General features: G+C 66.5%; 27 protein-coding genes and 1 pseudogene. 18 read left to right on the plus strand and 10 right to left on the minus strand.

Going from position 1 to position 25,768, the window contains the following annotated elements; all coding sequences use genetic code 11:
* Positions 1-625 precede the first annotated feature (625 nt).
* On the minus strand, positions 626-808 hold the full coding sequence (locus tag LCL61_RS09415; RefSeq protein WP_340686481.1) for a hypothetical protein: 183 nt from the start codon (positions 806-808) through the stop codon (positions 626-628).
* A 45-nt stretch (positions 809-853) separates the two neighbouring features.
* Between LCL61_RS09415 and LCL61_RS09420 the strand changes: the two genes are divergently transcribed.
* The gene (locus tag LCL61_RS09420) at positions 854-2,230 is read left to right on the plus strand and encodes a hypothetical protein (protein WP_340686482.1); all 1,377 of its coding nucleotides are present in this window, start codon (positions 854-856) and stop codon (positions 2,228-2,230) included.
* Between the two features lie 173 nt (positions 2,231-2,403).
* Complete coding sequence (locus tag LCL61_RS09425) at positions 2,404-3,420, plus strand: hypothetical protein (RefSeq protein WP_340686483.1); 1,017 nt, start codon at positions 2,404-2,406, stop codon at positions 3,418-3,420.
* 2 nt (positions 3,421-3,422) lie between these two features.
* On the opposite strand, the gene LCL61_RS09430 is transcribed toward LCL61_RS09425, so the two are convergent.
* A complete protein-coding gene (locus LCL61_RS09430; protein ID WP_340686484.1) occupies positions 3,423-3,893 on the minus strand; it encodes an NUDIX domain-containing protein in 471 nt (156 codons plus the stop codon).
* Positions 3,894-3,903: 10 nt separating this feature from the next.
* Positions 3,904-4,647 (minus strand): DUF5919 domain-containing protein, encoded by a 744-nt coding sequence (locus LCL61_RS09435; protein ID WP_005162385.1) that lies wholly within the window; start codon positions 4,645-4,647, stop codon positions 3,904-3,906.
* Positions 4,648-4,889: 242 nt separating this feature from the next.
* On the opposite strand from LCL61_RS09435, the gene LCL61_RS09440 reads away from it, so the two are divergent.
* The 9 genes from LCL61_RS09440 (at position 4,890) to LCL61_RS09480 (ending at position 11,701) form a co-directional block, all read left to right on the plus strand.
* Positions 4,890-5,135 (plus strand): hypothetical protein, encoded by a 246-nt coding sequence (locus LCL61_RS09440; protein WP_276368013.1) that lies wholly within the window; start codon positions 4,890-4,892, stop codon positions 5,133-5,135.
* Between the two features lie 4 nt (positions 5,136-5,139).
* Complete coding sequence (locus tag LCL61_RS09445) at positions 5,140-5,601, plus strand: hypothetical protein (protein ID WP_340686485.1); 462 nt, start codon at positions 5,140-5,142, stop codon at positions 5,599-5,601.
* Between the two features lie 288 nt (positions 5,602-5,889).
* On the plus strand, positions 5,890-6,138 hold the full coding sequence (locus tag LCL61_RS09450) for a hypothetical protein (protein WP_340686486.1): 249 nt from the start codon (positions 5,890-5,892) through the stop codon (positions 6,136-6,138).
* Positions 6,116-6,370, plus strand: coding sequence for an AMED_5909 family protein (locus tag LCL61_RS09455; RefSeq protein ID WP_340686487.1), 255 nt, complete (start codon positions 6,116-6,118; stop codon positions 6,368-6,370). The genes LCL61_RS09450 and LCL61_RS09455 overlap by 23 nt, the downstream gene beginning before the upstream one ends.
* Positions 6,371-6,681: 311 nt before the next feature.
* Positions 6,682-8,256 carry an FtsK/SpoIIIE domain-containing protein gene (locus LCL61_RS09460; RefSeq protein WP_340686488.1) on the plus strand — a complete coding sequence of 525 codons (1,575 nt, stop codon included), beginning with the start codon at positions 6,682-6,684 and terminating at the stop codon, positions 8,254-8,256.
* Positions 8,253-8,639, plus strand: a complete 387-nt coding sequence (locus tag LCL61_RS09465; RefSeq protein ID WP_340686489.1) for a hypothetical protein — start codon at positions 8,253-8,255, stop codon at positions 8,637-8,639. The genes LCL61_RS09460 and LCL61_RS09465 overlap by 4 nt, the downstream gene beginning before the upstream one ends.
* Positions 8,639-10,258, plus strand: coding sequence for a replication initiator (locus tag LCL61_RS09470; RefSeq protein ID WP_340686490.1), 1,620 nt, complete (start codon positions 8,639-8,641; stop codon positions 10,256-10,258). Before LCL61_RS09465 ends, LCL61_RS09470 begins: the two co-directional genes overlap by 1 nt.
* A gap of 10 nt (positions 10,259-10,268) precedes the next feature.
* A complete protein-coding gene (locus LCL61_RS09475; protein WP_340686491.1) occupies positions 10,269-10,448 on the plus strand; it encodes a helix-turn-helix domain-containing protein in 180 nt (59 codons plus the stop codon).
* The gene (locus LCL61_RS09480; protein ID WP_340686492.1) at positions 10,448-11,701 is read left to right on the plus strand and encodes a tyrosine-type recombinase/integrase; all 1,254 of its coding nucleotides are present in this window, start codon (positions 10,448-10,450) and stop codon (positions 11,699-11,701) included. Before LCL61_RS09475 ends, LCL61_RS09480 begins: the two co-directional genes overlap by 1 nt.
* A gap of 64 nt (positions 11,702-11,765) precedes the next feature.
* Here LCL61_RS09480 and lpdA read toward each other — a convergent pair whose 3' ends face one another.
* From lpdA to pip, 4 genes and pseudogenes are all read right to left on the minus strand, one after another.
* A complete protein-coding gene (lpdA, locus tag LCL61_RS09485; RefSeq protein WP_340686493.1) occupies positions 11,766-13,151 on the minus strand; it encodes a dihydrolipoyl dehydrogenase in 1,386 nt (461 codons plus the stop codon).
* 47 nt (positions 13,152-13,198) lie between these two features.
* Positions 13,199-13,969 carry a lysophospholipid acyltransferase family protein gene (locus LCL61_RS09490; RefSeq protein WP_340686494.1) on the minus strand — a complete coding sequence of 257 codons (771 nt, stop codon included), beginning with the start codon at positions 13,967-13,969 and terminating at the stop codon, positions 13,199-13,201.
* Between the two features lie 63 nt (positions 13,970-14,032).
* Positions 14,033-14,440 (minus strand): nitroreductase family deazaflavin-dependent oxidoreductase, encoded by a 408-nt coding sequence (locus LCL61_RS42565; protein WP_425342037.1) that lies wholly within the window; start codon positions 14,438-14,440, stop codon positions 14,033-14,035.
* A 111-nt stretch (positions 14,441-14,551) separates the two neighbouring features.
* A pseudogene (gene pip, locus LCL61_RS42570) lies at positions 14,552-15,442 on the minus strand (prolyl aminopeptidase); the annotation flags it as partial.
* A gap of 38 nt (positions 15,443-15,480) precedes the next feature.
* Here pip and LCL61_RS09500 point away from each other — a divergent pair.
* From LCL61_RS09500 to LCL61_RS09520, 5 genes are all read left to right on the plus strand, one after another.
* Positions 15,481-16,521: a LacI family DNA-binding transcriptional regulator gene (locus LCL61_RS09500; protein WP_340686496.1), complete on the plus strand. Its 1,041-nt coding sequence runs from the start codon at positions 15,481-15,483 to the stop codon at positions 16,519-16,521.
* A 253-nt stretch (positions 16,522-16,774) separates the two neighbouring features.
* Entirely contained in the window at positions 16,775-17,926 is a 1,152-nt protein-coding gene (locus LCL61_RS09505) for a dihydrodipicolinate synthase family protein (RefSeq protein ID WP_340686497.1), read from the plus strand.
* Positions 17,926-18,732, plus strand: coding sequence for a sugar phosphate isomerase/epimerase family protein (locus LCL61_RS09510; protein ID WP_340686498.1), 807 nt, complete (start codon positions 17,926-17,928; stop codon positions 18,730-18,732). The genes LCL61_RS09505 and LCL61_RS09510 overlap by 1 nt, the downstream gene beginning before the upstream one ends.
* Positions 18,733-18,801: 69 nt before the next feature.
* Positions 18,802-20,274 carry an apolipoprotein N-acyltransferase gene (locus LCL61_RS09515; protein ID WP_340686499.1) on the plus strand — a complete coding sequence of 491 codons (1,473 nt, stop codon included), beginning with the start codon at positions 18,802-18,804 and terminating at the stop codon, positions 20,272-20,274.
* A gap of 76 nt (positions 20,275-20,350) precedes the next feature.
* Positions 20,351-21,052, plus strand: a complete 702-nt coding sequence (locus tag LCL61_RS09520) for a response regulator transcription factor (RefSeq protein WP_340686500.1) — start codon at positions 20,351-20,353, stop codon at positions 21,050-21,052.
* Between the two features lie 67 nt (positions 21,053-21,119).
* On the opposite strand, the gene LCL61_RS09525 is transcribed toward LCL61_RS09520, so the two are convergent.
* Genes LCL61_RS09525 through LCL61_RS09535 form a run of 3 tightly spaced genes read right to left on the minus strand, consistent with a single transcriptional unit; the run spans position 21,120 to position 23,400 of the window.
* The gene (locus LCL61_RS09525; protein WP_340686501.1) at positions 21,120-22,235 is read right to left on the minus strand and encodes an FtsX-like permease family protein; all 1,116 of its coding nucleotides are present in this window, start codon (positions 22,233-22,235) and stop codon (positions 21,120-21,122) included.
* Positions 22,232-22,891: an ATP-binding cassette domain-containing protein gene (locus tag LCL61_RS09530; RefSeq protein ID WP_340686502.1), complete on the minus strand. Its 660-nt coding sequence runs from the start codon at positions 22,889-22,891 to the stop codon at positions 22,232-22,234. Before LCL61_RS09530 ends, LCL61_RS09525 begins: the two co-directional genes overlap by 4 nt.
* Complete coding sequence (locus LCL61_RS09535; protein ID WP_340686503.1) at positions 22,888-23,400, minus strand: lipoprotein ABC transporter ATP-binding protein; 513 nt, start codon at positions 23,398-23,400, stop codon at positions 22,888-22,890. Before LCL61_RS09535 ends, LCL61_RS09530 begins: the two co-directional genes overlap by 4 nt.
* A gap of 77 nt (positions 23,401-23,477) precedes the next feature.
* Between LCL61_RS09535 and LCL61_RS09540 the strand changes: the two genes are divergently transcribed.
* A complete protein-coding gene (locus LCL61_RS09540; protein WP_340686504.1) occupies positions 23,478-24,842 on the plus strand; it encodes a HAMP domain-containing sensor histidine kinase in 1,365 nt (454 codons plus the stop codon).
* Between the two features lie 202 nt (positions 24,843-25,044).
* Positions 25,045-25,665 carry a TetR/AcrR family transcriptional regulator gene (locus tag LCL61_RS09545; protein ID WP_340686505.1) on the plus strand — a complete coding sequence of 207 codons (621 nt, stop codon included), beginning with the start codon at positions 25,045-25,047 and terminating at the stop codon, positions 25,663-25,665.
* The last annotated feature ends 103 nt before the right edge of the window (positions 25,666-25,768 follow it).

Genomic DNA, 25,768 nt, shown 5'->3' on the forward strand with positions numbered 1-25,768 from the left:
CTTTCGCAAGGCTGGTCGCCTGCGGCTCGCGTCTCGCGAGTGCACGGGTGGCTGTTTCGCGTGATTGGACGGCCGACACACGTGATTGACGGGACGACACGCGTGTTCAGGCGGACGACTCGCGGCGAAACACCCGTCGCGCGCGTGTCGTCCATCCAGTCACGCGCGTCGTCCGTCGGATCACACGTGTCGTCCCAACAAGCACGTGAGACCGCCGGTGCGGTACAGGTGCTCGTGAGTGTTTCGGGTCGTTAGAACCGTCCTTACCACTCACGAGACCAGCTACATGTTGATCTTTTGATGCCCGGTTTCGCTGACGTGGGCATGATCGCCGCTCGTAGCCGCTGACCTGCGCGGACAGGGCTGGACACTTCTCGCGTGTTCTCACCCCCGCCCGACGTCTGACGGCCTGGAGACGGCCTGACACTCGCCCACTCCTCCCCCATCTCCCCGATACGAAGCCATCCACGCGGCCGTCTCGTCGGGTCAAGGCACGCTTTCCCGCCTTGACGCGGCGTGACGGCCGTTGTGACGATCTGGCATCGGGGCGATGGCTCCGCGTAACAGCCGTTGGTCCGTCTGCGACATCGGTGGCACGAATGTCTCAGCGAGGAGGCCGACGTGCTCATTGGCGTACCTGCGCGCCGCTGGCGGCGGCTGCACCTGTCCACGGCGGCAGCGGGCGCACCGCCCGGCCGGTGGGCGGAGCGGAGCGGCAGCCCGCCGTGTCGGGCAAGGTGCGCCCGCAGGCGAGACGCGGACGCAAGGTGACCAGCGCGCCGCCGACGGCGGCGCGCCTTGATCCCATAGAGCCAAGTTCGGCAGCGTTCGCACCCAAAATTCGGAGATTTCCATGAAAAAGAAGCCGCCAGTAGGTCGCCGAAACGCCCCCACCATCTGGGACAAAGTTGACATCGCACTCCTTATCGAAGAAGAAACTTCCAACAAAGCAAATAAGCCAAAACCGGAGAAGTCACCCGACGAGAAGAAGAGATTAAAAAGAAAGATCGTAGCTTTAGACCTGTTGGCATCTACGGCCTGGATCTACTCATTAGTAAAGGTCTTCATAGCGGACCTTGACAGGTTAGCAATTAACGCAATATCACCAAGACTGCTACCTATCCTGGATTATAGACTGTTCATATATGCCGCCTTGACTGCCGTTCTTTTAGTGATTGGCAACCGCCTCAAAGACAAGGCACTCCTTTTGGCAACCCTGTACGTCATCTTCTTTCCCGTAGTTATTCTAATATGGAAGATTCCACGCGTCGTTTACAGACGCAAAAGCTGGACGCTACTGTTTGGCATGCTTAACGTGCTAGTTTCACTATTTAGAAGCTACAAGACATTGATACCCCTATATGTTCTTTTAATTGAAGCGGCTCTCATTATTCAAATCTCTACTTACAGACCTCTCGTTGTACTCTCAGGAGCGTGTGTAGTTGCTGTGATCGGAGTGCTCATGTGGCGCACTGGCAGGAACTCATTTCAGCGCTCCAAATTTATCACGTTGCAGCGAGATGTGATCGTCAAGATAGTAAATAACCTATCCAGTTATGTCGGCCTTCAACCGGAGCTGCGCGATCCAAGAATCAAGAAGTTCAACAAGGTTCAGCTGGAGTTATTCCGAGATCGCATGGCACTGGGGTTCTGCCTAACCCGCGCGACTGGGTTCTGGATGCATCAGCTAAATAGCTATCGAAAGGCAGGCGTCACGGTACTATTTGGAATACTCTCGTTCTCTTGGTTGCTCTTAGAGGTTCTTTTAGGCGGCGCGTTCATAAACATGGCGCTCGTTAAAGTCTACCCTGAGTCCTTTACGCTCGAACGTCCGCCGTCAATCTTGACGTGCATCGACTACACCCTGAACGCTCTCGTGGTAAACGGCGTTGAATACATGCAGCCCACGGGCGGGCTCCCCTTACTTTTCAAAATTATCTTTGGACTCATTGGACCATTTCTCGCGCTAACATTGCTGGTTCATCTAACTCTTAGCTACAAGCCAAGCAGGCGAGAAGTTGAATTCGAGGAAAGCCGAAGAGATGTAAACCGCGTGGTCATCGCCTTGGAGGCAAAACTTAAACGCGACTACGACCTTGGTGGATACAATATCGTTGAACGCATTCAAGCTCTCGGCGGTAGCTTCTATGTACTAATACTTCAATTTATCGCAGAGCGCATTCCACACTGGGAAGACGAGCTTGACGTACACTCAAGTGCACCCCAATAAACTCTTTTGGTCTACCACCGAATACATACGCAACAAAGTCGACGCGTCCGCTGCTTGGCCGCAGCCAGATTGAAAGATTGATGCGGCCGCCCCGGCATGGATCGCGATAGGACGCGCCATGCGGGTCACCGGCGAGACTTACTGTCAAAACAATGATTGGAATCATACGCATCATGGCAGACGTTACCTTTTTGGACCAGGTCGCACCGGTCGACGAATATGGGCGCGCACTCTATGCAGTCGCCCGATCGGTCGTGCGGGCAATGCTCGATCAACTTTCACAAGGGGATCTTGAAGATTTTAACTGCGACCGCGTCGACGTCACGTTCCGCCAATTATCGAAGGTTGCACGCCTACATCGTGACAAAGGGCTTCGCGGAGACGGGTTTGAATGGGCAGTACACGAAGCAATCCAAGGGCAAGAACCTCGAATCACCGAGGTAATTAGCGATGCTTTGAGGAAGGTCAGCCCAAAGTCGTTTGCTTATTCAGATACACCAACATCCTTGATGTTCGGCTATGAGCGAGCTAAGTACCTAGGTTTTACCGAGGCAGTCATCAACAACGCAAGTGGTGATGCCGTCCTACTGCCGGACGGATCTGGTCGACCGTTTAAGTTCGGCCCTTGGGTCCCTGTAGCGGCAATGGGATCTCGTGGCGAGACTCGACTCAGGGAAAGAATTAAAAAGGTATGGAAAACAGATATCTTCCTCAGCGACGAGAACAAGACAAAATTCGCAGCTACTACAATCAAGAGCAATTGGCACCAGCTTGAAGACGGACCGGGCCTTCGGGTGGCAATTGTACCCCAAGCCATAGATCTCGCTCCCGGAATTCGACGCTTCCAATCCCTACACATGGCGGTCCTCCCGGACCCAGACGGCTTTATGGGGTTATTCAACGATGGCTACGAAGCCGTGGCTGAAGCAATCTTGACAGTAGGCAAGCACGACAGGGCACCCTACTACTATAAGCCAAGTGCGAAAGCGCAGAAAATTCAGAAACAACTTGAAAAGTACGAAAAGTCGAAGGTTATAGACATTCTCGATGCACTCGATGAAGCGGCGCAACAAGACCTCATCAAGGTCGAACACAAACTTGTGTCAGTGGACCCACCGGAGTGGCTCCACATCAACGAACAGCGGACGCCTGTTATTGCACCAAGACCCGTTTTTGAAAAGCTCGACTAGGGCTAGCTAAAGAAAGGCGAGTCCCGCAATTCTAGTGCATGCACTAGACGCAATCGAATAGAATTGTGAATATTCAGATTGTCGAGACTTTCTTCTTCTACCCAAAGGACCTCTCTGCTTTCTTCACTGGTATGCAGATAGCCACCCTGCCTTTGCGCACGGAAGCAGATTGAGAACTCCTGCCGCACCTCACCATCGTCATACGCGATGACGTGATTGGGGTTCGAGTACAACCCGACAACCCCCGTCACCTCGCACTCAATGCCGGTCTCCTCGCGAACCTCCCGCACGGCGGCCTGCGACAGCGTCTCGCCGAGTTCGAGCTGTCCACCTGGGATCGAGTACAGGTCGTTGTCGGTGCGCCTGATCATCAGGATGCGGCCTTCGTCGTCCTGAATGAACGCGGACACCGCGACCGCGATGCTGTTGGCCTTGGGGGCGTTCGGGTCGTTGTAGTAGTCGACGCGTGCCATGTGTGGCCTCCTAAAAGGTGGCGGGCTTGGCGAGATTCCAGACGGCTTCGAAGCTCTCCGAGTAGGTCTCGAAGAGGTCCCCGGCGGATAGCCGGCGGAGGTGCAGAGATGGGGCGTGGGCTCCCTGGAAGCCGTAGACGTGCGTGTTGATGATCATTTCGTCGTCGAAGCGGAAGATCGAGTTGTAGAGGGTCGTGTTGTGGAAGCGCATCTCCACCCCGTCTACCCCGATCAGCGGCCGGTAGAACGCCAGCGCGTTGCGGATGCGCGCCGCAAGCGTCCCGTCGCCTAGCTGCTCCTCGTCGCCGCGCAGAGCGACGCTCTCCCCTTCGGGATCTCCGAAAATCAGCCGAATCTTGGCCCCGGCCTGGGCTTTTGCTGTCAGGTCCTTGATGAACCGCGGGCGCTCCACCAGGAACAGCGCAGCGTGGACCAGCACCTCGACGGTGTCCGACGCTTCCTTGATCAGCCGGTCCCACAGCTCGACGGGGATGGCGTTGCGGTGCGGGAACACGCGCACGACCTCGGCGGCGGCCGTCTCTGCCTTGCGCTCCGGGGCCACCGAGTCCGGCCAGAGGTAGGTCTCGGACTCGCGCGCCATCGCGGCGATCTTGTGCCGGTGCTTCGGGTATGGCGTCCGCCCCTTGGTGATCCACCGTTCCACGGTCTTCTGGTCGACCCCGGTTGCGTCGGCGACCTGCTTCGGAGTGAGGCCGTTGCGCAGCAGGGCGTCCCGCAGGCGTTCGTTCGGCATCCGCCCTCCTAGGGACTTGTAGGGACGTCTTCGACCGTACCAGGGACGTCCCTAGATGTCCCGCCACGTGGTGATCACGTCCCGCGTTTTGGCGGAGATTAGGTGCCAGGTTGCCGGGGACTCGCCCCAGCACCTCGACACCAAGAGGGAGGCAGGCATGACGACTCCAACCGCCGGTCGGGCAGTGTCCGCGCGCGGCTCGGGATCGTGGACAGCTCGCCGGTTCGTGATCTGAGCGCCCGATGCGTGACACGGTCCAGATCCACGTCACGGCAGACCTGCCGATCCGCGTCCGTGCGCTCACTTATGCCAACCGGGCGGAGATCCGTTTCGGCAAGGCGTTCCCCGTGGTCCTGCTCGTCGATTCCGACGCGATAGCGGTGCTGGGGAGAGAACTCGCAGAGGTACAGGCCGCACTGAGCGCGGCTGCCGCAAGGGGCAAAGACGGCGACGAAATGCCGACAGACACAGACAAGCAAGGGAACTAACGACATGGCTATCTACAAAGGACACCGCTTCGCCATCGACTTCGACGAAGCATTTGGGCAGGGCCTCGTGATGGTCGGCGAAGTCTCGCCGGACAACGAGTACCAGTCGCGGGAAGACCGGGCTGCGGGTCGTCCGGCTCGTCAGCGGGTCGACGAGGTGACGGGCAAGCGTCAGTGGAAGGTCACCGTGACCGACCCGGACGAGGTCAAGGCCAAGCGCGCATCGTTCGAGATCACATTGCTGGCCGATGTGCAGCCGGTGCCGACCACGTCGGAGGTGCTGCCGGGTATGCGGCCGATCGAACTGGAGGGCCTGACGGCTGAGCCGAAGGTGGCCGGTCAGGGCGAGTTCAAGTACCAGTCCTACCTGTTCCGCGCGACTGGCTTCAAGGCTGCGGCGTCCGGCGGCGGAGCGAAGTCGGGCCGGGCTTCCGCCGCTGCCGAGTCAACGCCCAAGGCGGCGTGATGGCGGGCGGGGCGCTGGGGGTGGCATCCCCGCACCTGGTCCAAACCTGGGAAGCCGCGTACCGCCACTACAGCGCGATGACGCAGCGGACTGCGCAGGGCGGGGATGCCCTGGCGGCGCATGACATGGCCGTCGCTTCCTTGGCGGTGGCGTCGGCATGGCGGGGCCTAGCGGCTCAAGGCCAGTTGCCGTGGTGGGTGCTGGCTGCGGTATCGGCGGCTGCTGAGGGGTTCGAGGAGAACGCGCGGTCCTGGGAGATGCGCGCCTACAGCGAGGAAGGGCGAGTCCGTGGCGTTCAACGCGATGTGGAAGCCGGGACGGCAGGCGGTCGCGGGGATGCAGGGCAATGGTTCGGCGAACCCGGCTCTGGTGATCTACCTGGATCCGGACAGCCTGGCGATCCTGCCGCCGTCCGATCCGGCCGAGTGGCCGGAATTCATCCGGCTCCTTCGCCAAATCCGCGACAGCGCGGACGAACTGGCCGTGTTCCTCGGCAAACACGCGACGGTGCGCGATGACGACGCCCGGCCGGAATGAGCCGCAGACGCTGAAGGACGCGCACCTCGTCGCCTCCGCTCGTCGCCCCAAACCCGGGTCGAATCTGACCACGTGGCTGAAGTTCCATCAAGCGAATGCGCGCATGTACCGCGAAGTGTCCGATGTGGATCGCGCGCACCACCACGAACTCCGTTACTGGGTGGGCTACGAGGAGCGCAAGGCGGAGGAGGTGGCTGCGCAGATCCAGAAGAACAAGTCGGAAGCTAGCTGAGAACTGAACAGCCGTAGGGAAAACGTGCGTGGGGACGTGCGGCGTACAAACACGTCCTCACGCGCTTCCCTCGTCTCGTAAGGCGCAGAACCGGTAACTGGCCTAGGAAACCTCGCCGGTCCTGCGCTGTCCACAACCACTGGGAAGTGAACAATGACAACGCTAAACGATGGCAACAAGCGCCCGCTAGACGGGGTCACCCGAACGCGCTGCACGGTCTGTAAACGGTTCGCGAAGCTCCTGCCCGGCGAGACGGAATGCGCTCCGTGCCGGGGGATGCTTCCGCTGGATCTGACCGGCGGTGGTCGCCGATGAACGCGAACGGGATCGGTTTCCTTCTCGTCGGCGGCGGGGTGCTGGGTGTGGTGGTGTGGCTGCTGCACAAGCTCGGCCGCGCGCTCGCCACGATCGCGGAAGTCCTGGCTGCGGCTGCGGTGGTCTTCATCGCCCTGTGGTCGGCGGTGAAGTTGTTGGGGTGGCTGGGAAAACAGGTCTTCACGCACTGGCGAACCAGCCTCGGTGTCCTTGCGGTGGTGGCTTGGTGGCAGTGGCTCGGCTGGCCGTCACTCGCGATCACGGTGGGGTCGGTCGCGGTGGTCCTGGTGGTGTGGCGGCTGCTCGACGTGGTGTCGTTCGACCGGTGCTGTGGCCGGTTCCTGCGGGCGTGGTGGCTGCGCTGGTTCACCTACGTCCGGAAGCTGCCGGGCTGGCTACACGCCTGCGGCCTGTCGATCTCTGACGGCACCGTGCCGGTGGAAGTGACGGTGAATCTGGTTGGCCGTCGCCGGAAGGCGGTCTCTCGTACTGCGGGTGGCACGGCGGTGCAGGTGCCGAAGGTGCTGGGGGTGAAGTCGGGTCCGTCGTGGGATGAGGTTCGTGTCCGGCTCGTGCCTGGTCAGAAGCCGGAGGACTTCGACGACGCCGCCCGCGCGTTGGCTGTGGCTCGCAAGGTCACGCGGTGCCAGGTTCGGGAGCTGGAACCCAACGTCGTCTCGCTCGACTTTCAGCGCCGTGACCTCCTCACAGCCTCGGTGGATTGTGCTGAGCTGCCGGAGCTGGCGGCCGTCGACGGCGTGGATCTGCGGCGGGTGTTCGCCGGACGCACTGAGTACGGGAAGGACTGGCGGCTGCCTCTGACCGGTCCGGGCGCGCACATGCTCGTCGCCGGTGCCACTGGCGCTGGGAAGAACTCGGTGATGTGGTGCCCGCTGGTGTCGGCGGCCTCGGCGATCCGGGCTGGAACGGTGCGAGTCTCGGGGATCGACCCGAAGGGGATGGAACTGGCCTACGGGCGTGGGATCTTCGCTCGCTATGGCGTCGCCGGTAAGGAAGCGATCGAGGTCTTGGACGACCTGCTCGGCGGTCTTGAGTCTCGCAAGCGCGAGTTCGCCGGACGCACCCGTGAGGTGCCGATCTCCACCGACTACCCGTTGGAGGTCCTGGAGTTCGACGAGATCGGCGCACTCACCAAGTACACCGACCGCAAGACCCGCGAAGCGATCGTCGAGCGGGTGGCGATCCTGACGACTCAAGGTCGGGCGCTGGGCTACACGGTGCGCGGGTATGTGCAGGAGCCGACGAAGGACACGGTTCCGGTTCGGGAGCTGTTCCCCCGGCGGGTGTGCCTGCGGGTCACGTCGAAGACGCACGTCGGGATGGTTCTCGGTGACGGTGCCTATGAGCGTGGGGCGTGGGCTAACCGGATCGAGGAGTCGGCTGCGGGCGTCGGCTACATCTGGGGCGAAGGCATCCGCGAACCGCTGCGGGTCCGGGCGGGCTGGGTGCCGGACGAGACGGTCAAGGCGCTGGAGACCTACGTGACCAATGGCGGCGCTCATGTCGTCGACCTGGCTACCCGTCGCGGCCCTGAGGGGGTGGCGGCGTGAACCGGCTGATGGTCTTCCTCGACGCTATCCGCGATCACCTCGACTCGTTCGCGCTGCCTCCGGCTGCCTCGGTCCGGGTTGGGGTGGGGCCTGATCCGATCACAGTGCAGCTCGACTCTCGTCGGCTTGAGGACGTGGCGCGCGGCTTGCTCACCTGGGCTAACTCCCTGGAGGACGTGACGGCGTCGCTGTGGCGTCCTGAGGGCGGTGCCTCGGTGCACCTCGAACTCACTGGCCGCACTCCCTGCGGCATCCCCGTGGTGGTCTACGGCGGCGTCTGGTTCGACGAAGCCACCTTCCCGGACCTCCCTGCCGGGATGCGGCAGGAGATGCCGGTGTTCGTGCTGCGGCAGTGGAACGCACCTGGGGAGGTGGCTGCCTGATGAGCACGAAGGAAGCCGCGGTGACCCCGCCGGCCAACTCTCGGGCCGCTCGGATGCGGGAACCCCTGGCATCGGACGTGGTGAAAGCGACCGCAGAGAAGCACGGGGTCTGTGTCCGGCCGTTCACGATGGAGGTCGGCGACACCGACACCGGAGAACTCCGCTACGTACCCGTCCCGTGCGGCTCGACCATCGAATCGGTGTGCCTGCCCTGCGCTCGCAAGGCCAAGGCGCTCAGGCAGGTTCAGTGCCGTGAGGGCTGGCACATGGCCGAAGAACCTGACTTCACCGCAGAGCCACCGAGTGAGGTTCAGACGGAGCTTCTGGCATTTCGGGCTGACCTCGTCGCCGCTTACCGGCAAGAGACGGACCAGGCCGACGCCGAGGAGCTGCGGGAGGAGATCCAGGGCGTCGACGAGGAACTTCGGCAACTCGGGATGCGGGGCCGTCTTCCCTCGATCGACCTGCCCACGAAACGGGCGGTGAAGCGGTCGACGAAGCGGCGGCAGGACGCACCGAACCTGCCACGACGCAATGTCGCCAAGACCACGGTTGGGCGGGAGTACGCGGGACGGTTTCGTCCGTCGATGTTCGTCACGCTCACCTGCGACACCTACGGCCCCGTTCGGTCGGATGGTGCCCCGGTCGATCCGTCGACTTATGACTACCGGCGGGCAGCTCGGGACGCGGTGCACTTCTCCGCACTGGTGGACCGCTGGTGGCAGAACCTGCGGCGGGTCGTGGGCTGGGACGCGCAGTACTTCGCCACCGTCGAACCCCAACGACGCGCCGCCCCACACCTGCACGCGGCGATTCGAGGATCGGTGCCGCACGACGTTATACGCCAAGTCACCGAGGCGACCTATCACCAGGTCTGGTGGCCTGCGCACGACGAAGTGGTCTACGTCGACCGGATGCCGCTCTGGGACGGCGACGCCAGGGTGTTCGTCGACCCCGACACCCGAGAGCCGCTGACCGATTGGGACGACGCGGTGGAAGCCGTGGAGAACCCGGCGCATGTGGTGACCTTCGGCCGTCAGGTGCACTCGAAAGGCATCCTCGGCGGGACGGAAGAGGCCGGGCGGCACATCGGCTATCTGACCAAGTACCTCACCAAGTCCACCGGTGAGGTCGTGGAAGCCGACACCGCGCGGCAGAAGGACCACCACGACCGGCTGCACGCGGAACTGTCCGTGACGCCCTGCTCGCCTCGCTGCGCGGTGTGGCTGCTCTACGGCATCAACCCCAAGGGCGCCAACGGAAAGACCACGCCAGGGCACTGCAAAGGACGGGCGCATCGGCGGACCACGCTCGGCCTGCCCGGTCGTCGAGTGCTGGTGTCGCGCAAGTGGTCCGGGAAGACGCTCGTCGACCACAAGGCGGACCGGAAAGCGTTCGTGATCGAAGCGCTGGCGGCCGTCGGCATCGAGAAACCGGCACCGGACCCGGCCCGGCTGGTGTGGCGCAAGGTCGACGCCGGCGACGCGAATGTGCCACCTCGGGACCACCTGGTCATGCACGCCATCTCGGAACGCATCACCTGGAAAGCCGAGTACGACAAGGCACTACTAGCCGCGCAGAGTCCACCGGATCTTTCGGCAACTCCGCTCGCGGCTTAAGGGGGAAGGCATGGACAGCATCGATCCACTCTGGTCGGTCGAGGAAGTCTCGGACTACCTCCGCGTGCCAGTGAAGACGCTCTACCAGTGGAAATGGCTCGGCGAGGGGCCGCCGGTACGGAAGATCGGCCGTCACCTCCGCTATGACCCGACGAAGGTTCGGGCCTGGGTTGCTGAGGAGGCCGCCTGATGGGACACATCCAAGATCGCTGGTACAAACCCGCCAAAGACGCCAACGGGAACCTGCGGCTCAACGCTCGCGGAAAGCCGGTTCTGGAGAAGACCGAACTGTACGGCGTCGGGATGCGGTACAAGGTTCGCTACCTCGACCCCAACAACGAAGAGCGGTCAAAGTCCTTTCCTGATAAGCAAAAGAAGCGCGCCGAAGACTTCCTCATCGAGATGGAGTCGGACAAGCGCGAGGGCAAGTACATCGACCCTCGCGCGGGCCTGGTGCTCTTCGAGGTCGTCGCACAAAGCTGGCTTGACTCGCAGACGGTTGACTACACCAGCCGGGAGCGCTTCGCGACGCGCGTCAAGGTCCACCTGCTTCCGTACTTCGGCAAGAAGGCGGTCGGGTCGATCCGGCCGAGCCATATCCAGACGTGGTTACGGAAGCTCCAGGACGACGAAGCCTCGGAGACCTCGCGAGCGCTCTACTTCGGGCACCTTGTGTCGATCCTGAACTTCGCGATGGCGGACAAGAAGATCTCGGAGAATCCGGCGCTGTCCAAGGTGATCTCGCGTCCGAGGGCGAGCCGGAATCAGGTCGTGCCCTGGTCCCGCGAACGGGCTCGGGCGGTGCGGGACAACCTCCCGAGGCGGTACAAGCCCGCTGTCGACGTCCCGGCCGGTCTGGGCCTGCGGAAGGGTGAGCTGTTCGGGTTCTCGCTCGATGACGTCGACCGGAGCAAAGACCTGGCGTACATCACCCGACAGGTGCGAGTGGTCGCCGGGAAACCGGTGTTCGCTCCGCCCAAGGGTGGCAAGTCGCGTGAAGTGCCGATCGGGCGGAAGCTGCTCGGCCTCCTCGACGAGTATGCCGAGGAGTTCCCGGCGACCGAAGTCACGCTCCCCTGGTCGCATCCGGGCGGCGAACCCACCACGGTCCGCCTGCTCATGGTCAACGGGTACGGGCGGGTCTTCCGGGCGGAGTGGTTCCGAGTGAACTTCTGGCTGCCCGCGCTCAAGGACGCCGGGGTGGAGAAGCCGACCAGGGCGGACGGCGTGCACGCGCTGCGGCACCTCTACGCCTCGGTCCTGCTCGATGCTGGCGAGTCGATCAAGGCGCTGTCTCAGTACCTCGGTCACACCGACCCCGGCTTCACGCTCCGGGTGTACACGCATCTCCTGCCAAGCAGCCACGCCCGGACGCGGAAGGCCGTCGACGACTTCTTCGACGACGCGCTCGGCGACCCTGCCTCTGATGACCAAGCCGCATGACGGCCTGGCCACGGCCTGCCACCTGCCCTGACCCGCGAACCCGCAGGTCAGGGCAGGCTCACGCTTACATGTTGATCATGTGGCCCGCGAGTCCGTGCACGGCTTCCTTCACGGCTTCCCCCAAAGTCGGGTGAGCGTGCACGTTCCGCGAGATCTCATGCACCGTCAGGTCCCACTGCTGCGCCAAAGTCAGCTCCGGCAGCAGTTCGGTCACCTCGGGGCCGATCAGGTGCGCGCCCAAGAGCTCGCCGTGCGTAGCGTCGCTCAGGATCTTCACGAAGCCGACCGCCTCGCCGAGGCCGTGTGCCTTTCCGTTGGCGGTGAAGGGGAACTTCGCCACCTGGACGTCGAAGCCCTTTTCGCGAGCCTGTTCTTCGGTCCAGCCGAAGCTGGCGATCTGCGGCTGGCAGTAGGTCGCGCGCGGGATCATCACGAAGTCGAGCTCCATGGTCTCGGCGCCCGCGATGGTTTCGGCGGCGACGACGCCCATGGATTCGGACGCGTGCGCGAGCATCAGTTTCGCGGTGACGTCGCCGATCGCGAAGATGTGCGGGACGTTGGTGCGGCCGCGCGAGTCGACGGCGATGGCGCCGCGCTCGGTCAGTTCCACGCCGGTCTTGTCGAGGCCGTATCCCTCGACCCGCGGCTGGAAACCGATGGCCTGCAATACCTTGCCCGCTTCGAGAACGCGAGATTCACCGTTCTTCGACACGGTCACGCGCACGCCGGAGCCGGTGTCGTCGATCGACTCGACCTTGGTGGAGGTCAGCACCTCGATGCCGAGCTTCCGGTAGCGGCGCGCGAGTTCCGCGGAGACCTCGGCGTCCTCGAGCGGGACCATCCGGTCGAGGTACTCGACGATGGTCACCTTCACGCCGTAGTTGTGCAGCACATAGGCGAACTCGACGCCGATCGCGCCCGCGCCGGCGATGATGATGCTCTCCGGCAGCTCGTTTTCCATGATCTGCTGTTCGTAGGTGACCACGCGGTCGCTGCGCGTGGTGCCCGGCAGCAGGCGCGCGGTGGCGCCCGTGGCGATCACGCAGTGGTCGAAGGTGACCCGTTCGCCGTTGACCTCGATGGTGTTGGCGTCGAGGAAGGTGCCGTGCCCGTCGTATTCGGTGATCTTGTTCTTCTTCATCAGGAAGTGCACGCCCTTGACGCGCCCGTCCGCGACCTTGCGGCTGCGGTCGAAGGCGGCCTGGTAGTCGAAGCTGACCTTCCCCTCGACCTGGATCCCGAACGACTTCGCCTCTTTGGTCACGATGTGCGCGAGTTCGGCGTTGCGCAGCAGCGCCTTCGACGGGATACAGCCGACGTTGAGGCAAACGCCGCCCCAGTATTTCTCCTCCACGACCGCCGCGCTCAGCCCCAGTTGCGACGCCCGGATCGCCGCCACGTAACCGCCGACTCCGGCCCCCAGGACAACGACGTCATAGTGTGCACTCATACCCCGAAACCTACCCCTCACCGGGACGGTCCGAAGGGTGAGACTGCCTACTCGGGGCGCGAGCCGCGGATCTCGATCAGCAGGTCGGTCACCGCGGTCATGATCCGCTTCGTGGCCTCCTCCAGCACCTCACGGGACGGCGAGGGCGTCATGAGGTCCGAGAGGTCCACCGGCGGACCGGCGACCAGGTTCACCGTCTTGCGCGGGAAGGCGCGCGGAAGCACGGCGTCGGACGGCAGCAGGTGGTGCGTGCCCCAGTTCGCCAGCGGGATCACCGGGACACCGGTCTCCAGCGCGATCCGCGCGATCCCGGTCTTGCCGCGCATGGGCCACCCGTCCGGGTGATCCGTGAAGGTCGCCTCCGGGAAGATGACGACGCATTCACCCTCACGGACGGCGCTGACGGCGTCGCGGTACGCGTCGGACGCCGTGACCGCGCCGCGGTAGACGGGGATGTGCTTGCCCGAGCGCATCACCGAGCCGATGACGGGCGCGTCCCACAGGCTCGCTTTCGCCAGGTACCGCGGCACGCGCCCATGCGCCAGGCAGTACGCGGTCACCGTCGTCGGGTCGGCGAACGAGAGGTGGTTCGACGCCACCAGGAAGCCACCCGACGAGGGCAGGTGCTCCCCGCCGCGCACCCGGAACCGGGTGAACAGCACCAGGAACGGCCACACGACGTTGATCGCGAAGGCGAACCAGGCGCCCCGGCCGGCGCGGGCGAAGCGCCGGCCGAAGGCGATCATCTGGCGGAACGTCAGCAGGTCACCCGAAGCGGGGCTCAGCGCGGTCCAGCGTTCACGGGGTCTCAGCACCATGGACGTAATTCGTAGCCGAACCCGCCCGGGTTCGGCTGAAACCACGCGCGAACGCGGCGCGGATCACACGCGCTCGAGCACCACCACGGGGATCTCACGGTCGGTCTTCTTCGCGTACTCGTTGTAGTCCGGCCAGACGGCGGCGAGCTTCTCCCACAGCTTCGCGCGCTCCTCGCCCTCCAGCGTCCGGGCCCGCGCGGTGAACTTGTCCGCCTTGACCTGGGCCTTGACCTCGGGGTTGGCCTGCAGGTTCTTGTACCAGCCCGGGTCCTCCGGCGCGCCGCCCTTGGACGCCACGATCACCGGGTTGTTGTCGTCGTCGAACTGGTAGATCAGCGCGAACTTGCGGTCCTCGCCGGTCTTGCGGCCCTTGGTGGTGAGGATGAGGCAAGGGGCACCTTTCTCCCAGTCGTGGCCCACCTCGCCGTCGGTCTCTTCGTAGCGACGGACGTGCTCGTCACCGAAAAGCATGTCTGATTTCCTCTCGTCCTGGCGTATACCGGCGTCCTGCCAGTCTGACGCGAACCGGTCGGTCGCGCTGATCAACTCGTGCAGGATGCCGGGTTCGTCGAACGCGTGACCCGAGTCGCCCGCGATCTTCAGTTCCGCGGTGGGCAGCACCTGGCTGAGCTCCCACGCGGTGATGGCCGGGGTGACCACGTCGTAGCGTCCCTGGACCAGAACGCACGGGATGTCCCGGAGCTTCCCGGCGTCGCGCAGCAGCTGATCTTCGGCCAGCCAGCCGCCATGCCGGAAGTAGTGGTTCTCGATCCGCGCGATCGCGAGGGCGAACGAAGGATCGCTGAACGCGTCGATCACTTCGTCCTGAGGGCGCAGTTTGACGGTCTCCCCCTCCCAGCGGCTCCACGCGATCGCGGCGGGGGCGTGCACGGCGGGATCCGGATGGCTCAGCAGTTCGTGGTAGACCTCGATCAGGTTCTCCTGGCGGCGCGAATACGGCACCGGGGCGAGGAACCGCGACCACGCCTCGGGGAAGAGGAACGCCGCTCCCCCGCCGTAGAGCCACTGCAGTTCCTTCACCCGCAAAGTGGCGACGCCGCGGAGAACGAGTTCCGTGACCCGGCCCGGGTGGGTTTCCGCGTAGGTCAGCCCGAGCACACTCCCCCACGAGCCGCCGAAGACCATCCAGTGTTCGATGTCCAGATGCTCGCGCAAGCGCTCGATGTCGGCGACCAGATGCCACGTCGTGTTGACCGAAAGATCGGCCTCCGGGGTGGCGCAGTTCGGCGTGCTGCGCCCGCAACCGCGTTGATCGAAAAGGACGATCCGGTATCGGTCGGGGTCGAACAGTCTGCGATGTCTCGGAGTCGAACCGCCACCGGGGCCACCGTGGAGGAAGATCACCGGCTTGCCCCCGGGATCGCCGCACTCCTCCCAATAGATCTCGTTGCCGTCACCGACAGGCAACATCCCTTGGACGTAAGGTTCGATTTCCGGGTAAAGGCCGAGCATATCCGCCACTATGCCCCAAACGCCCGCTTGGAGGATCGATGAAGGCTCGCCCCCACGTGACGCTGGAGGACGTGGCGCGCACCGCGGACGTATCGCTCGCGACCGCGTCCCGCGTACTCAACGGCACCGCCACCGTCCGGGGAGATCTCCGCGAACGAGTGATCGCCGCGGCCTCCGAGCTGTCCTATACCCCCAATGCTCACGCTCAGGCATTGGCCGGTGGCTCACAGCCCACCGTCGGGGTGATCTGCCACGACGTCGGCGATCCGTATTTCGCCGCGATCGCCGGCGGGGTCATGCGCGTGGCGAGTGAAAACGATCTTCTGGTGATGCTCGCGAGCACGTTCCGCGATCCGGCCAAGGAGGTCGCCTACGTTTCGACGCTGCGCGCCCAGCGCGCGTCGGCCATTCTGCTGATCGGTTCCGCGTTCGAGGACAAGGCGTGGGAAAAGGCGATGGCCGCCGAACTCGAGCCGTACCGGCGCGGCGGCGGGCATGTCGCCGCGGTCAGCAGGCATCGCGGGCTCAAAGTGGACACCGTCCAGCCCGACAACCGAGGTGGCGGCGCCGAATTGGCGAAGGCCCTGCTGGACATGGGACACCGGCGCTTCGCCGTGCTCGCCGGGCCGAAGAGCCTGACCACCGTCGTCGACCGCCTCGACGGGTTCGCCGCGGAACTGCTGGAGCACGGTGTCGAACTGGCCGAGGACGACGTCTTCGAGGCGGCGTTCACCCGCGACGGTGGCTACGAGGCGATGGAGAAGGTCCTCGCCCGGCCGCGCAAGCAGTGGCCGACGTGTGTGTTCGCGGTGACCGACGTGATGGCGATCGGCGCGATGTCGGCCTTGCGCGACGCCGGGGTCTCCGTGCCCGGCGAGATGTCGATCGCCGGCTTCGACGACATCCCGGTAGTGCGCGATCTCACGCCCGCGCTGACCACGGTCGCGCTGCCGCTGGAGAAGCTGGGCGAACGGGCCATGGACCTGGCACTCAAGGCCTCCCCCGGCACCCGGCCACGCGTGGTGAAGATGTCCGGCGAGGTCGTCCTGCGCCGCAGCGCCGCCGCTCCCACGCGTTGAGCCTGTTGGCGGAGCTGAAGACAGACCCGCAAAGGCGACCGAGCGCGTGAACCCGCCCCTGCCGAAGGCCCCGCTATCGCGGTGGCGGGGCGCCTTGTCCACATCCGTGACGAGGACGCCCGAACAGCGCCCTGCCGACGCCGATCGCGGACGCGGGTTCACCAATAGACGCCGAAACCCTTGTGTGCGGCCCACGAGGTGACTTACCGTGGCCCGAGAAAGCGCTTTCTCGCCCCCGCGCCACGGAGACCCGATGACCTTGATCGCCCTGCCCACCGCCGACGGCGGACTGGCGGAGTGGACGCCCCGAGGGGCGGAAACGCCCGCGAAACCGGCGACGCCGCCGACCTCCCGGATCGCTTACGCGGCCGCGCACGTGGTCGCCGACCCGCTCGCCCCCGCCGACCCCGAAGAAGGCGCGGTGCTGGACTGGGACACCACGCTCGCCTTCCGCGAGCACTTGTGGTCCTGCGGTCTCGGCGTCGCCGAAGCGATGGACACCGCGCAGCGCGGGATGGGCCTGGACTGGGCCACCACCAAGGACCTCATCCGGCGCACCGGGGCACTCGCCGCCGGACGGCCGTGGGTGGCGGGCGTCGGCACCGACCAGCTTCCCGACGGCGAAGCGACCGCGGGGTCCATTGTGGACGCCTGGCGCGAGCAGCTGGACCTGGTCGGCGAGGCGGGCGCGATCCCGGTCGTGATGGCCAGCCGGGCGCTCGCCGCGTCGGCCGCCGGGCCCGCGGATTACCATGCCGCGTACGGGAAACTGCTCTCCGGCGCGGACCGCCCGGTCCTGCTGCACTGGCTGGGCGAGCAGTTCGACCCGGCGCTGGCGGGCTACTGGGGCCACGGCGACGTCCGTGCGGCCGCGAACGAGCTGGGCAGGCTCTGTGCCGAGCACGCCGGCGTGATCGCCGGGGTCAAGGTGTCGGTGCTCGACGCCTCGATCGAGACCGAGTTCCGCCGCGCGCTGCCCGACGGCGTCAAGTGCTACACCGGCGACGACTTCAACTACCCGGAGCTCATCGCCGGGGACGACCAGGGCCACAGCGAGGCGCTTCTGGGCATCTTCGACGCCGTCGCGCGGGTCGCCGGCGCCGCGCTCGCCCGGCTCGACGAAGGCGACAAAGACGGCTTCCACGGCCTGCTGGATCCGACGGTGGCGCTGAGCCGGGCCATCTTCCGGGCGCCCACCAGGAACTACAAGACCGGTGTCGTCTTCCTCGCCTATCTCAACGGGCACCAGGACCACTTCCGCATGGTCGCCGGCCGCGAGTCGGCCCGCTCCATCACGCATCTGGCCGAGCTGCTGCGCCTGGCGGACGCCGCGGGGGCGCTCACCGACCCGGATCTCGCCGTCGCGCGGATGCGGCCGCTGCTGGCCGCGGCGGGGGTGCTCTGATGGACCGGTTGAGCCTGAACCAGATCACCACCAAGGCCTGGTCGCTGCCGGAAGCCGTGGCGGGCTGCGCCGAAGCGGGCGTCCGCTGGATCGGCCTGTGGCGGGACAAGGTCGCCGAGACCGGTGTCGAGGAGACCGCCCGACTGCTCAAGGAGTACGACATCGGCGTGTCGTCGTTGTGCCGCGGTGGTTTCTTCACCGGGATCACCCCGGAAGGGTCCCCTGTGGACGGTGTCGCGCAGACCAGGGAGGCGATCGACGAAGCCGCCGCACTGGGCGCGGACGTCCTCGTCCTGGTCGTCGGCGGGGTGAACGGCGACCTGGCGTCGTCGAGGCAGCGGGTCGCGGACGCGGTCGGCGAGCTGGCGCCGTACGCCGGTGAGCGCGGGGTCCGCCTCGGCCTGGAACCGCTGCATCCCATGCAGTGCGCCGAACGCTCGGTCCTGTCCACAGTGGACCAGGCATTGGCGGTCGCGCGGGAACATCCGGCCGACCAGGTCGGCGTGATCGTCGACGAGTTCCACGTGTGGTGGGACCCGCGGATCGAGGAGTCGATCGCCGCGGCGGCGGGCCGGATCGCCGGATTCCACGTCTGCGACCAGAAGGTGCCCCTGACCGACACCCTGCTCGGCAGGGCGCTGCCCGGCGACGGCCCGATCGACCATCGGCATCTGAAGGCGTGTGTCGAGGCCGCCGGGTACACCGGGCCGATCGAGGTCGAGGTGTTCGACGCCGACCTTTGGCGCCGCCCCGGTGGCGAGGTGCTCGCGGAGACCGTCCAGGCCTACCGGGACCACGTTTCCTGACGAAAGTAAGGGTCGCTCGCTGCCCTTGGTCCGCTGTCCGGGCGGCCGTGGTTTCCTACCGTTCGCGGTATGAAACCACGGCTGCTCTGGTGGCTGGGCACAGCGTTGCTCCTGCTCGCCGTCCACACCGACTGGAACGTTCCGCTCGCGGCCTGGGTGTTCCCGGTCTTCTTGCTCCGCTACGCCCGTCTGGTCCCGCTCCGGCGCGCGATCCTGATGGTGGGCCTGTCCCTGCTGATCGGACAGCTGTTCTGGCTCGGGGTCACCGGTCTCCTGTTCGTGCTCTCCGCCCTGTTCGCCTTCACTTTGCTCGCCGTGCTTCAGACGACGGCGTTCCTGGCCGATCGGCTGCTCGCCGACCGTGCCGGGCCGGTGAGGACACTGGTTTTCCCGGTGACACTCGTCGCGGGCGAGTACCTCTTCACGGTGATCACCGGCTTCGGGGACTTCGGCGCGCTCGGCAGCACCCAGGCCACGAACCTGCCCCTGCTCCAGACGGCGTCAGTGACCGGCGTGTACGGACTCACCTTCGTTCTCGCGTGGTTCGCGTCGGTGGCGAACACCGTGTGGGCGGAAGGATGGCGGCCGGTCAAGCGCACGGTCCTCGTCCACCTTTGCCTGCTCGGCGTGGTGTTCGCCGCCGGTGGCTCACGGTTGCTGTTCGACGCTCCCACGACGGAGACCGTGCGGATCGCGGGGATCAGCCCGTCGTCCGAGGCGGACCGGTCGAGTTCCGACGCGCTGGAGCGCATCGGCGTGAAGTATTGGCGTGCCGAGGAAGTCGCCGCCGCCGACCCGGTCGCGGTAGGTACGGCGTTCGCGCCGGTCACCGACGATCTCGTGACGAGGACCGGGCAGCAGGCGTCGGCGGGGGCGAAGATCGTGCTCTGGCCGGAAACTCATGCTCGCGTCCTGGAACGGGATCAGGCGGCGCTGCTGAAGCGGGTCGGCGACCAAGCGAAACAAGCCGGTATCCACGTCGGGCTCGCGTACGCGCTCTACACGTCGCAGGCTCCCTACATCCGCAACGTGGCCGTGCTCGTCGGGCCGTCCGGCGAGGTGCTGTGGACCTACGACAAGACGCATCCGACGCCGATGGAGCCGATGACCCCCGGCCCGGGGAACGTCCCGACCTCGGATTCGCCGTACGGACGGCTCGCGGCGGTGATCTGTTACGACGCCGACTTTCCCGGCCTGATGCGCCAAGCCGCGGACAAGGGGACCTCGCTGATGCTCGTCCCCGCCAACGACTGGCCGGGTTTCGGCTCGTTGCACGCTGAGAAGGCGGGCTTCCGCGCGGTGGAAAACGGTTACTCCCTCTTCCGGCACTCCATCCACGGGAATTCCACAGCTGTGGACAGCCAGGGCCGGGTACTCGGGCACGCCGACTACTACCGCACGGATCAGCAGACGCTCGTCGCCGATCTGCCGGTGCAGCCGAGAACACAGACCGTGTACAGCCGTGTCGGTGACGTGTTCGCCTGGCTGTGCCTCGTCGCGGCCGCACTCTGTCCTTTATGGACATATCGAAGGAACCGTTAGCGCCCCGTTACGGAATGCGTGGTGTTCCTAACGTCATACCCGAAAAGAACAGTGTTCAACGGTTAAGCTCCCCCGCATGCCGAAACTGCTGGTGGTGGAAGACGACGACGCGATCGGCGGTGTCCTCGAATCGACTCTCCGCCTGCACGGCTACGAGGTTTCCTGGCAGCGGGACGGCCGCACCGCGCTCGCGGCCGCGGCCGACGGCGGCATCGACTTCGTCCTGCTCGATCTCGGCCTGCCGGATCTGGACGGGGTCGAGGTCTGCCGTCGGCTGAGGGCGGAGCTTCCCGGCGCCGTCCTGGTCATCCTGACCGCACGGCAGGAGGAGATGGACGTCGTCGTCGGCCTGGAGGCCGGCGCCGACGACTACCTCACCAAACCCATCCGGCTCGGCGAGCTGCTCGCCAGGGTCCGGGCACATCTGCGGCGCGGGACGGCTCCGCCGGAGAGCAGGCCCGCGATCGCCATCGGCCATCTGCGGGTGGACACCGCCGGACGGCGGGTCAGCGTCGGCGGACGGGAGATCTCGTTGCGGGCCAAGGAGTTCGACCTGCTCGCCCGGTTGGCCGAGCAGCCGGGCGTCGCGGTCAGCCGGGACACACTGATGTCGGAGGTGTGGGACGCGCACTGGTACGGCTCGACGAAGACCCTCGACGTCCACATCGCCGCGCTGCGCCGGAAGCTGACCGAGTCGGCGCCGACCCCCGAGCAGGCGCCGAGGATTTCGACGCTGCGCGGCCACGGCTACCGTCTCGAACAGCCCTTCGAGAGCTAGGCCGTGTCCTGCAAGTCATGTTCGCGGTCTCCGCGCCCAGGCGGCCCCTGACGGCACGGGACACGGCCTAGTAGTCGCGCAGGTCGGAGACCTCGTCCCGGGCGGCAAGCTGCGCGATCCGCGCCGACGCCGCCACACACGACACGATCACCACCACCGCCAGCAACCCGAAGTACCCGTGCGGCGAAGGTGATCTCTCCACCTGCGCCAGGAACACGAACAGCACGCCCAGCAGGTGCCCTGCGATCAGGCCGCCGCCGCCGACCACCAGCGCGTCGCCCGCGATGAACGCCGCCACCTGGCGGCGTTTCCCGCCGAGCGTGCTCACGATCAGCAGATCGCGGCGACGTTCGTTGAGCGCCGCCCCGAACGAGGGGCCCGCCGCGGCGGCCGCGAGGATCAGGGACGCGATCAGATCCACCTCGGCCTCGCCGCAGCCGTCCTTGGTGAGGGCGGTCGAGATGGCGAACGCCACCGCCAGCGCGACCAGCACCACCGATCGCGCCAGGAGCGCGCTCCGCCACGAAATGGACAGCGCGATCACGCCCGCGAGCCCCGAAACGAGCGGCCGGAGTATCCCGCCGATCACCCGCTTCCCCTTGCGCAGCCCCAGCTCCACCAACCGCCACAACAGCATCGTGCCGCCCGCCCAGCCGAACAGCGGCCAGACGAAGGCGAGCGCGAGCAGGATGAGGTCGATGCCGTAGGGCGACCACCAGGGCGGCCCGCCGTCGGCCGGGACGAAGTACCACTCGCGCAGCACCGGGGGCAGGATGGCGAGTGCCGCGACGAGCAGCCCGGCGACCAGCAAGAGAACGATTTCCCGGACGACCGCTACGCCGGTGCCGGTCGAGAAGCCACAGGCCAGGGACAGGGTCACCCCGGTCACGCCGCCGGCGAGCCCCGCCGCCGCGGCTTCGGCGGCGGCCAGTCCGAATACCTGCCCGCCGGTGGCGCCGCGGGCGCGCAGCAGGTCCTGATCCGCCCGCAGCACCCGCGCCGAGGGGGTGGCCAGCAGCACCACGAGCACCATCGCGGGTATCCAGCGCGGTGCCGGGCTCCAGGTCCAGTCGTGCACCGCGAGCAGTGTGGTCACGATCGCGACCCCGGCCGCGGGGACACCGAGCCTGGCGGGGCGCACGCGCGCGATCCCGCCGACCCACAACGCCATCGCCGCGATCACCGGTCCCGCACCAGCTTCCCGTCGACCATCCCCCAGCGCTCGCCGAACAGCCCGGCCGGGGCCTCTTCGGCCGTGGCCACCAGCAGTCCGGCGCCCAGCTGGTCCGCGGCCCCCAGGAGCCTGCCGAGGAGCCGCTCCCCCTCGCGCTGGTCGAGCCAGCCCGCCGGGTCGTCGGCGAGGATCAGTTTCGGCGCGGGCGCGAGCGCCCTGGCCAGGACGGCCAGCCGGATCTGCTCACCGGTCAGGTCGCGGGGCGCCTTCTTGGCGAAGCCCGCCAGGCCCACCAGCTCCAGCGCGCCGTCGACGGCGTCGCGGACCGCGGTGCCGGTCCGGCCGGCGAGCACCAGCGGCAGGGCGACGTTGAGCCGGACGTCGAGATCGCGCAGCAGCCCGCCGTCCTGCAGCATCAGCCCGACCAGGTCGGGGCCTGGCGGCGACGGCTCGAAGGCTGGCCAGTCGACGGTGCCCGCCGTCGGTTTCTTCATCCCGGCGAGCAGATGCAGCAGCGTGGTCTTCCCGGCACCGGCCCTGCCGGTCACCACCGCGCGGGTCTCCGCGCAGATCTCGCAGGTGACGCCGTGCACGGCGACCACGGCGGTCAGCCCGGAACCATAGGTGTGCGCCAGCTCGTCGGTGCGGACCAGTGGTGCCGTCACGCCACTCTCACGATCCGGTGCGCGGCCGCCGCGATCTCGGGGTCGCGGGTCGCCACGACGACGGCCGTCCCGCGGGCCGCGACGGCGCACAGCAGATCCATCAGTTCGAGTGCGGCGAGACCGTCGAGTTCACCGGCAGGCTCGTCGGCGAGGAACGTCTCTGGGGCTCCGGCCAGCACGACGGCGACTCCGGCACGCGCGCTTTCCAGCGCGGACAGCGTGCCAGGGTAGTCGTCACCGCGTCCGGCCAGGCCGACCAGTTCGAGCAGGTCGTCCGCGGCGCGGAGGGAGCGGCCGGCCAGCCGTCCCGCCAGCACGACGTTCCGCGCGACCGTGAGGTGATCGAAGAGGTTGCCGCGTCTGAGCAGCATGCCGACACCAGGAGTTCCGCCGGGGGTGTCGCCGCTTCCGGCGGGCAGCACGGCCACACACTCGCCCGGGACGGCGAACCGGACGAGGGGGACGGATCCGGGCCCCGGGCCTGCCATGACGGCGGCACGTCGGCGCATGGCCCCAAGGTAAGGCGAACGGGGTCAACACCGCCTTGATCTCAGGTCAACGGACGGCAAAATATCGCGTCGGGTGGGTGATCCTCACGCTCGTCGGCCACACTCTGTCCGTGCGCCGCCGGATCGTCACTCTCACCGTGCTGGCCGCGGTGCTGGCGATCACCCTGTTCGGGGCACCGCTGGCCGTCGCGGTCGCCAGGTTCCACGAGGGCAACTCGACCCACGATCTCGAACGGGTCGCCGACACGGTCGTGCTCGACGTGACCGGCGATCTCGCCAACGGCCGGGTCCCGGAACTCCGACCGATCAAACCCGACAAGGACCGCATCCGCGGGATCAGGGTCGCGGTCTACACCCCGACCGGCAGGCTCCTGGCAGGCAACGGCCCGGCCAGCGAAGACCGATACGTCCGCGAAGCGCACTACACCGACATGGCGACCGGGACCCGCGAAGACGAGATCGTCCTGGCCGTCCCGGTGCTCAGCGGACAGTCGCTGGTCGGCGTGGTCCGCGCCGCCCACCCCCGGTCCGAACTGGACGCCCAGATCCGGCTGACCTGGATCAAGATGATCGTGCTCGCCGGGCTCGCGATCGGGGCCAGCTGGCTGATCGGGCGCCGGATCGCCACCCGGCTGGCGCGCCCGCTGGAGGAACTGGCCGCCACCGCCGAACGCCTCGGCGAGGGCGACTTCACCGTCCGCGCCCGCCGGACGGGGGTCCGCGAGATCGATCAGGTCGCCGAAGCGCTCGACGTCACGTCCGAGCGGATCGGCGAGACGCTGGAACGCGAGCGGACCTTCTCCTCCGACGCCTCCCACCAGCTGCGGACGCCGCTGACCGGACTGCGCCTGCAGCTCGAGGCGGCCTTGGAGAGCCCCGATCGCGACCCCTACGCGACGATCCGCGACGGCATCGCCTCGGCCGACCGCCTGGAGCGCACCATCGACGACCTGCTGGCGCTGGCCAAGCAGACCAGGGCCCCGCGAGCGCGGCTCGACCTGGGCAAACTCTTCGAAGAGGTCCGGCAGACCTGGCACGGTCTGCTCGCCGGACGTGGCAGGGCGCTGCGCATCAGCGGACGAGAGGCCCTCCCGGCGCGGGCGGCGGACGCGGCGGTGCGGCAGGTGCTCGCCGTGCTTCTGGACAACGCGGCGACCCACGGGCGCGGCACGGTCTCCGTCCTCGCGCGCGACGCCGGGGACGCGCTGGCCATCGACGTGAGCGACGAGGGCGCCATCCCGGACGGTCGCGATCCGTTCGCGACCGCCGACCGGACCGAGGAACACGAAGGCAACGGGATCGGGCTGCGGCTGGCGCGGAGCCTGGCCGAGGCGGAGGGCGGGCGGCTGCGGCTGACCAGCCCGTCGCCGACGACGTTCACGCTGCTTCTGCCCGCCGAACGTCCCTCACCGCAAGAAGAAGGCCCGGGCCTGGCGAGCTAGGGGGGGTTACTCGCCAGGCCGGGCCGGTAGGAGGCAAACGCGCCCCGACAGCGCGCACGGCATGCCACCTGAATGAAGACGGTAAAGACCAGCGGGCCAACAGACGGTACACGCCGGATTAACTGACACTTTGCCTTTTGATGTCACAGGAATTCGGCCGCTTGCCCGGCCCCGCTGAATCGATCGTGGGAAGATTGACCACATGACCACCGAGCCGGCGCCGAGATGGCGGAGACTGGAACCGGACGAACGCAAGGAGCAGATCTTCGCCTGCGCGGCCCGCCTTTTCTCCGACCGCCCGTACTCGGAAGTGTCCACTTCGGACATCGCGGCGGAGGCCGGGGTCGCCAGGGGGCTGATCAACCACTACTTCGGCACCAAACGCGAGCTCTATCTGGAGATCATCCGGCGGGCGCTGACCGTGCCGCGGCTCGCCGTCGAGATCCTGCCGGAAGGGCCGCTCGAACTGCGGGCCGACGTCGCGATCGACTGGTTCCTGGACATGGTCACCAGCCAGGAGAGGATGTGGCTGGCCGCGATCGCGCCGGAGGGCATCGGCCGCGACCTCGAAGTCGAACGGATCCTGGAGGAGGCCGATCGCGAATCGGCGGACCGGGTGCTCGAAGCGGTCGGGCTCTCCCGCGAGAGCGAACACGGGCAGGAGCTGAACGCGCTGGTCCGCGCGTTCGGCGGGATGGTCAAGGCGGCGGGCCGCGAATGGCTCGTACGCGGCTCGCTCGATCGCGCGCAGGTGCACACGTTGCTCAGTAAGTCACTGGTCACGCTGGTCGGCGAGGTCTTCCCCGAGATCCAGCGCGGCTGAGGCGGTCTCGACCCACCACGCCACCGCCGCCGTCGCTCGCCCCGCAGTCCGTGAAGGCCTCCTTCCCTACCTTCAGGGTAGGCAAGGAGGCCTTCACGGACCT

It is taken from the genome of Amycolatopsis coloradensis, assembly GCF_037997115.1.
Taxonomy (GTDB): domain Bacteria; phylum Actinomycetota; class Actinomycetes; order Mycobacteriales; family Pseudonocardiaceae; genus Amycolatopsis; species Amycolatopsis coloradensis_A.

Bases quoted from the DNA above. Each gene is read 5' to 3' on its own strand.
- LCL61_RS09415 (WP_340686481.1), bottom strand. From the start codon at position 808: ATGGGATCAAGGCGCGCCGCCGTCGGCGGCGCGCTGGTCACCTTGCGT.
- LCL61_RS09420 (WP_340686482.1), top strand. From the start codon at position 854: ATGAAAAAGAAGCCGCCAGTAGGTCGCCGAAACGCCCCCACCATCTGG.
- LCL61_RS09425 (WP_340686483.1), top strand. From the start codon at position 2,404: ATGGCAGACGTTACCTTTTTGGACCAGGTCGCACCGGTCGACGAATAT.
- LCL61_RS09430 (WP_340686484.1), bottom strand. From the start codon at position 3,893: ATGGCACGCGTCGACTACTACAACGACCCGAACGCCCCCAAGGCCAAC.
- LCL61_RS09435 (WP_005162385.1), bottom strand. From the start codon at position 4,647: ATGCCGAACGAACGCCTGCGGGACGCCCTGCTGCGCAACGGCCTCACT.
- LCL61_RS09440 (WP_276368013.1), top strand. From the start codon at position 4,890: ATGCGTGACACGGTCCAGATCCACGTCACGGCAGACCTGCCGATCCGC.
- LCL61_RS09445 (WP_340686485.1), top strand. From the start codon at position 5,140: ATGGCTATCTACAAAGGACACCGCTTCGCCATCGACTTCGACGAAGCA.
- LCL61_RS09455 (WP_340686487.1), top strand. From the start codon at position 6,116: ATGACGACGCCCGGCCGGAATGAGCCGCAGACGCTGAAGGACGCGCAC.
- LCL61_RS09460 (WP_340686488.1), top strand. From the start codon at position 6,682: ATGAACGCGAACGGGATCGGTTTCCTTCTCGTCGGCGGCGGGGTGCTG.
- LCL61_RS09470 (WP_340686490.1), top strand. From the start codon at position 8,639: ATGAGCACGAAGGAAGCCGCGGTGACCCCGCCGGCCAACTCTCGGGCC.
- LCL61_RS09475 (WP_340686491.1), top strand. From the start codon at position 10,269: ATGGACAGCATCGATCCACTCTGGTCGGTCGAGGAAGTCTCGGACTAC.
- LCL61_RS09480 (WP_340686492.1), top strand. From the start codon at position 10,448: ATGGGACACATCCAAGATCGCTGGTACAAACCCGCCAAAGACGCCAAC.
- lpdA (WP_340686493.1), bottom strand. From the start codon at position 13,151: ATGAGTGCACACTATGACGTCGTTGTCCTGGGGGCCGGAGTCGGCGGT.
- LCL61_RS09490 (WP_340686494.1), bottom strand. From the start codon at position 13,969: ATGGTGCTGAGACCCCGTGAACGCTGGACCGCGCTGAGCCCCGCTTCG.
- LCL61_RS42565 (WP_425342037.1), bottom strand. From the start codon at position 14,440: ATGCTTTTCGGTGACGAGCACGTCCGTCGCTACGAAGAGACCGACGGC.
- LCL61_RS09500 (WP_340686496.1), top strand. From the start codon at position 15,481: ATGAAGGCTCGCCCCCACGTGACGCTGGAGGACGTGGCGCGCACCGCG.
- LCL61_RS09505 (WP_340686497.1), top strand. From the start codon at position 16,775: ATGACCTTGATCGCCCTGCCCACCGCCGACGGCGGACTGGCGGAGTGG.
- LCL61_RS09510 (WP_340686498.1), top strand. From the start codon at position 17,926: ATGGACCGGTTGAGCCTGAACCAGATCACCACCAAGGCCTGGTCGCTG.
- LCL61_RS09515 (WP_340686499.1), top strand. From the start codon at position 18,802: ATGAAACCACGGCTGCTCTGGTGGCTGGGCACAGCGTTGCTCCTGCTC.
- LCL61_RS09520 (WP_340686500.1), top strand. From the start codon at position 20,351: ATGCCGAAACTGCTGGTGGTGGAAGACGACGACGCGATCGGCGGTGTC.
- LCL61_RS09535 (WP_340686503.1), bottom strand. From the start codon at position 23,400: ATGCGCCGACGTGCCGCCGTCATGGCAGGCCCGGGGCCCGGATCCGTC.
- LCL61_RS09545 (WP_340686505.1), top strand. From the start codon at position 25,045: ATGACCACCGAGCCGGCGCCGAGATGGCGGAGACTGGAACCGGACGAA.